This window comes from Sphingobacterium bovistauri, assembly GCF_020295405.1.
GTDB lineage: Bacteria > Bacteroidota > Bacteroidia > Sphingobacteriales > Sphingobacteriaceae > Sphingobacterium > Sphingobacterium bovistauri.
Genome location: NZ_JADEYP010000008.1, coordinates 119,870 through 129,489 on the forward strand (window position 1 = coordinate 119,870; position 9,620 = coordinate 129,489).

5 protein-coding genes are annotated in these 9,620 nt (G+C 35.7%); 3 read left to right on the plus strand and 2 right to left on the minus strand.

The window, feature by feature from the left end; translation table 11 throughout:
- The first annotated feature begins 2 nt into the window (after positions 1-2).
- From IPZ78_RS06220 to IPZ78_RS06230, 3 genes are read left to right on the plus strand one after another with little or no spacing between them, the layout of a single operon-like run.
- On the plus strand, positions 3-1,562 hold the full coding sequence (locus IPZ78_RS06220; protein ID WP_225552134.1) for a glycoside hydrolase family 28 protein: 1,560 nt from the start codon (positions 3-5) through the stop codon (positions 1,560-1,562).
- Complete coding sequence (locus IPZ78_RS06225; protein WP_225552135.1) at positions 1,563-4,358, plus strand: glycoside hydrolase family 95 protein; 2,796 nt, start codon at positions 1,563-1,565, stop codon at positions 4,356-4,358. It abuts the gene before it with no gap.
- A gap of 45 nt (positions 4,359-4,403) precedes the next feature.
- Entirely contained in the window at positions 4,404-7,862 is a 3,459-nt protein-coding gene (locus tag IPZ78_RS06230) for a malectin domain-containing carbohydrate-binding protein (protein ID WP_225552136.1), read from the plus strand.
- Positions 7,863-7,924: 62 nt separating this feature from the next.
- On the opposite strand, the gene IPZ78_RS06235 is transcribed toward IPZ78_RS06230, so the two are convergent.
- Entirely contained in the window at positions 7,925-8,812 is an 888-nt protein-coding gene (locus IPZ78_RS06235) for an AraC family transcriptional regulator (protein ID WP_225552137.1), read from the minus strand.
- A gap of 528 nt (positions 8,813-9,340) precedes the next feature.
- A partial coding sequence (locus IPZ78_RS06240) for a transposase (protein ID WP_225552138.1) occupies positions 9,341-9,620 on the minus strand: 280 nt, incomplete at its 5' end.

The window sequence follows — 9,620 nt, forward strand, 5'->3', positions numbered from 1 at the left end:
GAATGAAATTTTACTATTTAAATTTGTTACTGCTTAGTTTGCTATTCAGTAATATCACATTAGCTCAACATACAATAAATGTTCTTGATTTGGGTGCTAAGAACGATAGCACAGGCCTGAATACAGACGTGATTCGTAAAGCGATTTTGCAGGCTTCATCCAAAGGTGGTGGTACTGTATATTTCCCTGCTGGTAAATATATTACAGGACCTATTCACATGAAGAGTAATATAACATTATTCATTGATGCGGGGGCCGAATTGCACTTTAGTGATAATTTCGATCATTATCTACCCATGGTAGAGTCGCGTTGGGAAGGTACAGAAGTAACTAACTTTTCTCCATTTATCTATGGTACAGATCTTGAGAATATTGCTATTGTAGGTAGGGGCAAAATCGATGGACATGGCAAGAATTGGTGGAAGTTTTCTGAAGTAGATGTTAGAAATGGACTGCAGAATAGCAAGTGGCAATTAGAGTTCAAACGCCTAAATAAAGATGTTTTAGCACCAGATTTGCCAGGCTGGGTTGAACGAGGATTTTTACGTCCACCATTTATTCAATTTTTAAGATGTAATAATCTTCAAATTAAAGATATAACAATTGTTAATTCACCTTTTTGGACCATCAATCCTCAATATTGTGAAAATGTATTGATTGACGGTATCACTATTAATAATCCACCGTCGCCTAATTCGGATGGAATAAATCCTGAATCTTGTCGTAATGTTCGTATTGCCAACTCATTTATTTCAGTAGGTGATGATTGTATCACGATCAAATCTGGTAAAGACCGCTCAGGAAGAAAAGTTAATATCCCAGCGGAAAATTACACGATTACCAATTGTACGATGATGAGAGGTCATGGTGGTGTTGTAATTGGTAGCGAGATGTCTGGTGGTGTTAAAAATATAGTTATTTCAAATTGTATATTTGATGGTACAGATAGAGGTATCCGTATGAAGACTGCGCGTGGTCGTGGTGGTGTAGTAGAAAATGTACGTGTAAGTAATATAGTAATGCGTAATATTCGTGATCAAGCCATCGTATTAGATATGCGATATGCTAAAGGTGATCAAGAGCCAGTTTCCGAACGTACACCTAAGTTCAAAGATATATTTATCAGTAATGTTGCGGGGAGTACCAATCGTGTAGCACGTATTTCAGGGTTAGAAGAGATGCCAATTGAAAATATAAGCTTGAGTAATATTAATATGCAAGCAACATCTGGTATATTAGTAGAGTATGCTCGCAAAATTTCACTTTACGATATACAAATTGACGTGCACAATACGCCAACCATTCAAGCTTCTAATGCTGAATTTTTAGATATTCAAAAGATTCAAAACTATAATGTGAACAACCAAAAATCTCATATACAGTTAGAAAACGTAAGTCAAGTTAATATTTCAAACAATTTCCCTTTCAAATCATCTACGTTCTTAGAATTGCTTGGTAGTGAGAATAAACAAATAACTGTTCACAACAACAATTTAAAAAATACAACTAAAGTTACTCAAGGAAATACACAACAAGTTACACTGAGCAACAACATTCAATAAATGGCACTACGATTTAAGTTTATGTCTCTTTTAGGAATTCTGTGTTTGCATGCTTTGGCGTTGCAGGCACAGGATGACCTGATATTACGTTATGATAAGCCAGCTCGTATTTGGGAAGAAGCTTTACCAATTGGTAACGGTAGAATTGGCGCAATGGTGTTTGGAGGTGTTGAACAAGAACACATACAGTTCAACGAAGAAACGCTTTGGACGCATGGGCCTAGAAATTACAATAAACGAGGTGCTTATGCATATTTGGATAGTATTCGATCCATGCTTATTAACGATGAACAGTCTAAGGCAGAGAAGCTAGCTATGGAAAAGTTCATGGGAGAGAAAAGCGCACAAGAAGATAGTAAGGAGTGGTTAGATAGGATCAAAAAAACAAGAGAACAGGGTAATAATCCTTCTACTTATAAGTACGATGACAAGGGATGGAAAACGTTGCAAGTTCCAAGCTACGAAGGATGGGAGACAGTAGGTTTAGAAGGTGTTGATGGTGCTGTCTGGTTTCGTAAAGAGATTTTTCTTACCAAACAACAAATACAAAATGATTGGACTTTAGATCTGAACAAGGTCCGTGATATGGATTTTACCTATATAAATGGGCAATTAGTGGGGGCAGAAGATCATTTTGACAAAGTAAGAAATTATAAAATCCCTAAAGGATTACTACGTGAGGGTAAAAACATAATTGCTGTTCAAGTACTAAATTTTATAGGCAAAGGTGGAATAGCGGGGTACAAAGATACTTCGATCAAAATAGGACTAAAAAACAAAAAAGACACCGTCGTCCTTGACGGAGATTGGAAATATTTTATTCAAGATACCAACGCGCCTTTGGCAGGGAGATTCCAAGCAACTTACCAGCCTTTTGGTGATATTAAAGTACATTTCCCTCACAAAGATGTATCCCAATATAGGCGTACTTTGGATATTGCAAATGCAGAAGCACAAGTTATTTATACAAGTAATGGAACAACATATAATAGGACTTATTTCGCAAGTTTTCCGGACAATGCTTTAGTTATTAAGTATGAATCAAGCAAGCCACAACAGCTATCTTTTGAAGTCGAATTAGCAAGTAAACACCTTCAACATGAAATCAAATTGTTGGATAAACAAACCATAAATTTGAAAGTACAAGTAAAAAATGGTGTGTTAAAAGGTGATGCACTACTACATGTAAAATTAGTGGGGGGGAATATATCTTCCAAAGGAAATAAGCTACTTATCAGAGGAGCTAATGCAGCAACCTTATATCTTACTGCAGCGACTAACTTTGTAAATTACAATACCGTTTCAGCCAATTCGATTGAAAGGGCTGAAAGTACAATGCATAATATAAAAGGGACTACATTTGAAGAATTAAGAAAAATCCATCAAAAGGATTACAAATCACTTTTCGATAGCTTCTCTATTAAATTAGGCCCTCAAAATACCAAAGAAACAGATCAACGATTAAAAGAATTTTCGTCACAAGTGGATCCTGCATTTGCGGCATTATACGTGCAATATGGTAGATATTTATTAATTGCTAGTTCTAGAGAAGGGACACAGGCAGCTAATTTACAAGGAGTCTGGAATCACCTGTTGGAGCCATCATGGGATAGTAAATATACCACCAATATTAATTTGCAAATGAACTATTGGCCAGCCGAAGTTCTTAATTTAAGCAGACTTCACCAGCCATTGTTTAAACTTATTCGTGAAGTAAGTGAGAAAGGGAAGGAGACTGCAAAATCATATTATAATGCTAGAGGATGGGTTTTGCATCATAATACAGATTTATGGAGAGGTACTGCGCCAATAAATAACTCAAATCATGGTATCTGGCCTACTGGCGGAGCTTGGTTGGTACATCATATTTGGGAAAGTTATTTGTATAATCAAGATTTAAATCTTTTGAAGGAGAATTATGATATCATCAAAGGAGCTACATTGTTTTTTAAAGACTTCTTGGTTCCTCATCACAAAACAGGTGAACTGGTTACGAGTCCATCAAACTCACCCGAACATGGAGGTTTAGTAATAGGTCCTGCAATGGATAGTCAACTCGTGCGAAATTTATTTCGAACTTATATTGATGCCTCAAAACTATTGGATGTAGATGCCGCGCTAAGAGATTCAATACAAGTGATGTTGCCAAAAGTTGCTAAAGATAAAATTGGAAAGTATGGACAATTGCAAGAATGGATAGAAGATGTGGATAATGTCAATAACAAACATCGTCATATTTCGCACTTATGGGCATTGCATCCAGGTAATGAAATCAATTGGCTAGAGACTCCAGATTTATGGAATGCGGCAAAACAATCTTTAATTTATCGTGGAGATGAAGGTACAGGTTGGAGTTTAGCTTGGAAAATAAATTTTTGGGCTAGACTGTTGGATGAAGACAAAAGCCGTGATTTAGTAAAAATGCTTCTACGTCCTGCTGACAAAAATGGAGGATCATATCCTAATTTATTTGATGCACACCCACCATTTCAGATAGATGGTAACTTTGGTGGTGCAGCAGGGATTATCGAAATGATAATCCAAAGTCATACACAATATATCCATCTACTTCCTGCTTTATCCAAAGACTTTTCATTTGGCGAGATTAAAGGCGTTAAAGTTCGAGGAGGTTTTGTCGTAGATATGTCGTGGAAAGATAATAGGGTTACTGAATTGAAAATTAAGTCATTATCCGGTGGTTTACTCCAGTTGAAACAGGGTTCAATTCATAAAAAGTATACTACAGAAAAAGGAAAAACATATATATTCGACGCAAACCTTACACTTATTAAGTAGAATTTAATGTATTTGAAGATATTGATAAGCACAGCATTTCTTGTGATGAGTAACTTATGCTCTTTTGGACAAGAAGTGCGAATTACAACGTTGTTAAATGATGATTGGATAACTAGATTGGATACGAATAATTCCCTTGACCCTAATAGTATTTCTTTATTAAAACCTTCTTTGGATAAGGATTGGAAATCTGTATCTGTACCACATAATTGGGATGATTATTATGGATACAGGAGATTATTTCATGGTAACTTACATACTACAGCATGGTATAAAAAGACCTTTGAAACTCCAAATGTATCTTCCAATAAAAGATTTTATCTGTTTTTTGAGGGCGTAGGTTCCTATGCTACTGTATGGCTGAATGGTACTAAAGTAGGTAGCCATGCTGGGGGTAGGACAACTTTTACACTAGATATTTCCAAAGCAATTCATAAAGACAACAAAAAGAATACACTAATTGTCAAAGCAGAACATCCTTTAAATATAAGAGATTTACCATGGGTAGATGGGGGATCATCGACGGAAAGAGGATTCTCTGAAGGTTCTCAACCTTTAGGAATATTTAGACCAGTATCATTAGTTATAAAAAATGATGTAAATATAGTGCCATTCGGAACACATTATTGGAATGATACATCGATATCAGCCAAGCAGGCTGAGATACAGCAAACTGTTGAACTAACAAATACTTCGAATAGCTCACGTAAATTGATTATAAGAACCAGGGTACTGGATCCGCAAAATAAACCAATTTATAGTACCAATGATCGAGTAAGTATTGAATCAAAGGCAACTAAAGTGTTTTCTTTATCAAATTTACAGGTTCTTAATCCAAAACTTTGGTCTATCGAACAGCCACACCTCTATAGTATGGAAACTTCAGTTCTACAGAATGGAAAAATCATAGATCAGCAGATTACTAAATATGGTATCCGAAAATTCTCATGGACTAAAAACACCGAAGGCGAGGGATACAGCAGATTGTATTTGAATGATAAGCCTGTGTTTATAAATGGTATTGCAGAGTATGAGCATAAGTTTGGTAATTCTCATGCCTTCACTGATGCCGAAGTCTATGCTCGTGCGAGTGAAATGAAATCTTTGGGGTTCAATTCCTTTAGGGATGCACACCAGCCTCACAACCTAAGGTATCAGGAATATTGGGACAGGTCGGGTGTATTATTATGGACACAGATGTCTGCGCACATATGGTTTGACAACACTGCTTTCAAAGAGAACTTCAAAACTTTATTGGCCCAATGGGTAAAAGAACGACGTAACAGCCCTTCTGTTTTCTTGTGGGGTATTCAGAATGAAAGCAAGCTACCAGAATATTTTGCACAGGAATGTACAGAGATCATTCGTCAATTGGATCCTACAGCCTCTAAACAACGTCTAGTGACCACATGTAATGGGGGAAAAGGAACAGACTGGGATGTGCCACAAAACTGGACAGGAACTTATGGTGGTCACCACAACACATATGGTGAAGATTTGAAAAGACAAAAGCTAGTAGGTGAATTTGGCGCTTGGCGCACTTTAGAACTTCATGTCGAACAGCCTTATCTACCTAATGATAATGTATATTCTGAAGGACGGTTTACCGAAATATTGGAAACAAAAATCAGACTAGCGGATTCTGTAAAAGATGAAATAGTAGGTCATTACCATTGGCTATGGACATCACATGATAACCCGGGAAGGGTACAAGGTGGTGAGGGCTATAGAGATATTGATAAGATTGGTCCTGTAAACTATAAAGGACTATTGACACCGTGGTTAGAACCCACTGATGCTTATTTCATGTATCGTGCTAACTATGCGCCACAGTCTGACCCTATGCTTTACATAGCTTCGCACACTTGGCCTAATAGATGGCTTCAAGCAGGTATCAAAAACGATATCCGTATTTATTCCAACTGTGATGAAGTGGAATTGTACAACGATATTGATAATATTTCATTAGGTAAGCAATCCAAAGGTAAAATAGGAACACATTTTCAATTTAATAACGTACCTATTCAATACAATGTGTTGTATGCTGTTGGTCGTATAGATAACAGAATTGTTGCACGCGACACTATTGTTTTGTTCAATTTACCACAAAGTCCGAGTTTTTACCAATTAGTAGACAGTAAGTCTACATTATTGAAAGGAAAGCAAAATTTAAATTACTTATACCGCGTCAATTGTGGAGGGGACTCTTATACCGATACTTTTGGACAGAAATGGTTAGCCGATAAGGCATATGACGGTGTCGATTGGGGAGCCCATAGTTGGACAGATGAATTCAGTGAGATCAATCCACTATTTGCAAGTCAACGTCGAGTTTTTGATCCAATTAAAGGTACAGCTGATTGGCCGCTATTTCAGACGTTCCGTTATGGGCTGCATAAGATGGGATATACCTTCCATTTACCTAATGGTGAGTATGAAATCGAATTGTATTTCGCCGAGCCATGGATAGGTACTGGAGGAGCACTGACGGCCTCTGGCAGAAGATTATTTGATATCCGTATAAATAATCAAACCGTAGAAAAGGATTTGGACATATGGAAGTCTGTAGGTCATGATAAAGCATTGAAGAAAACTTATCGTGCTAGGGTAGTTAATGGAATACTTAATATTGATTTCCCTAAAGTGTCAGTAGGACAGGTTATTATTAATGCTATAGCTGTAGCCTCAGTTGATAAGAATAAATCTCTAATAGCCAATGTACCTTATAATATCATTGGTGATGTTTCGATGCATGAAGCTATTCATTCAGCATTGGATATTGGCAGTATGTATAATGAAGTAAAGCAAAAATCTATACACGATTTAGCGCCAAGTCTATATGGTAGTTATTATTTAGTTTTAAATGAAATTGAAGATTCTAAGCGGATTTCTTTAGCATTTAAATATGCAACTAATCTTTATTTAATTACTAATTCAGTACCAAAAGGTTTTGAAATCACGGGTGATTCCATTCGTAATAATCACGGTGAAAAGTTTGCTGTGTTTCGCAAAATAATTAATCCCGGAGAGAAATTTGAATTGACACATTCAAGTGCGATTGAACTTGTTGCCTATCAAAGAATTAGTGGTATTCAGCCGGCTTATGATCTTAAAAAGGCTAAGGTTTATAAAGCCGATCAATCCAAAATATATAAAGATGTAATTAAAGTTCACTTTATGGAGCAGGATAGATTTCAATTTACAGACAAAAATAGTAGTATGGTAGGTTGGGAAATTGCAGTCGGGGCAGCAGATATTTATGCCTTAACATTTAAATATCATAATCCACTCAAAGAGTCAAAAGTTGGTTATTATGAAGTTTTGTATCCTGATGGTACTGTTCTAAAAGAAAGAACAAAAGTATTATTTGACCCGACACGCGAGGGTAAATGGAATTACTTAAATGAAAATACAACTACTATGATAAATGCAGGAACATACATTGTGAATTTGTATTCTGAAGATGCAGACGATATTATGTTGGATTATTTAGAAGTTAAGTAAATTAAAACTCACTCACTTATGCCAATCGGAATACTTGAGTGAGTTTTAATTAGCATATAGATTTATACGCTGATCTTAGAGCGTACAAGGTATTTTTTCTTATACTCCATTGGGGTAATATTCGTAACTCTTTTAAAATGTCTGTAGAAATTGGATACATTATTGAATCCACATTCAAAACAGATAACCTCGGTAGGTAATATATTTTCTACCAATAATCGACAGGCATGACTTATGCGTATCTCTATCAAGAAATCATTGTATGTCTTCTTGGTCATAGATTTAAAATAACGACAGAATGAGGTCACGCTTAGGTGCGCCATATTGGCAACATCTTCTAAACTTAGATCTTTTCGAAAATTTGCATAGGTGTAGTTTAATACATCGTTCAATCGCTTATTGTCTGATTCGTTACCGGGGCTATAAGTACTCTGTACATTGACTAAGGTTTCATAGTTTTGATTCTCGGCTAGTATTTTTAATATGGATAAAAAAGTAACAATCTTATCCATTCCGTTTTCTTCTACACACTTACGCATGAGCTCAGTGATCTTAGTCTTATTTTCTCCCTTAATGACCATTCCTTTCTTCGATATCTCATAAAGGTGTGGGATTAGATACATCTCGGGCATTGATAGAAACTGCCTTCCTAAAAAGTCTGGATGAAACTGTATGACAATAGCCTCTACTTGGTAATTAGGATCATTTGTATAATATTCCTCATTACATCTCCATGCATGAGAAAGCATGCTTCCTACTAAAATTACTTCGCCTGGCTCGAACTTACTTATATTATCACCAATAAACCGAATACCATTACCTCTAATTGTATAATGTAATTCAATTTCCTCATGATAGTGCCATACATTGCCAAAATTTGGCATGATATCATGACGAGCGACAAAAGAATTTTCGAATTGTGATGGAACTTTCCTAAATAAAGGTTTCATAGTAGAATAGATTATAATACGGAGCTTGCTAAATATAATTGGTTTTAATTTACTATATTTTATTTAATCCAACGAAAATGCATGAGTAACAATTTGATAACAATGCGATTTGACTCCATAATATCATATTATTCGAGGAATGATTTTGACCAATGTTGTATTATGTGCTACAATAATAAGAATCAAATATGTATTCTTTAAAGTACATGATAAGGATTAAAAATATATCAATAGCACTTGGTATTTTGTAGAAGATGTGGTCGAAATAGGACAGGGGGGCATAATATAGGAAACAAGAATTTCTATTTCCTAGCAGAGGTTATATTAAGCTAATTGCCAAATAGAATTTACAGCTATAATTCAAAATCCAAAAATATCGTTTTCTATTAAAAGACTGGATCGTTTTAATTTCTCAATATTTTTTTAGTGAGTTAGGTTGTTTTCTGGAAACAAAGGAAAAAATTGAACATAAATTAGTATGCTGGTGCCAAATCGGATCAAGCTGAATCCTTGGGGGGATAATCATTTTTAAGCATACAATTTCATCACTCTGTATAGGAAAAAGGTAGTATCTCTTACACCTCGAAACATACTCCTGAATGCCTTAAGTTTTGCATTGAAGGATTCTGCGGACGCGTTTGTACTTCTATTGTCGAAGTAATGTAGAATTTGAGGATGGTTAGCAGCAATTGATTTTGCTACACTCTCAAATGAAGCAATTCCCGCATTTTCTACTTGATTGTGCCACAGTCCTAACTTTGTAAAAGCAACTTTTTTATCCTTACATTTATTGAAGATGTCACCTAAG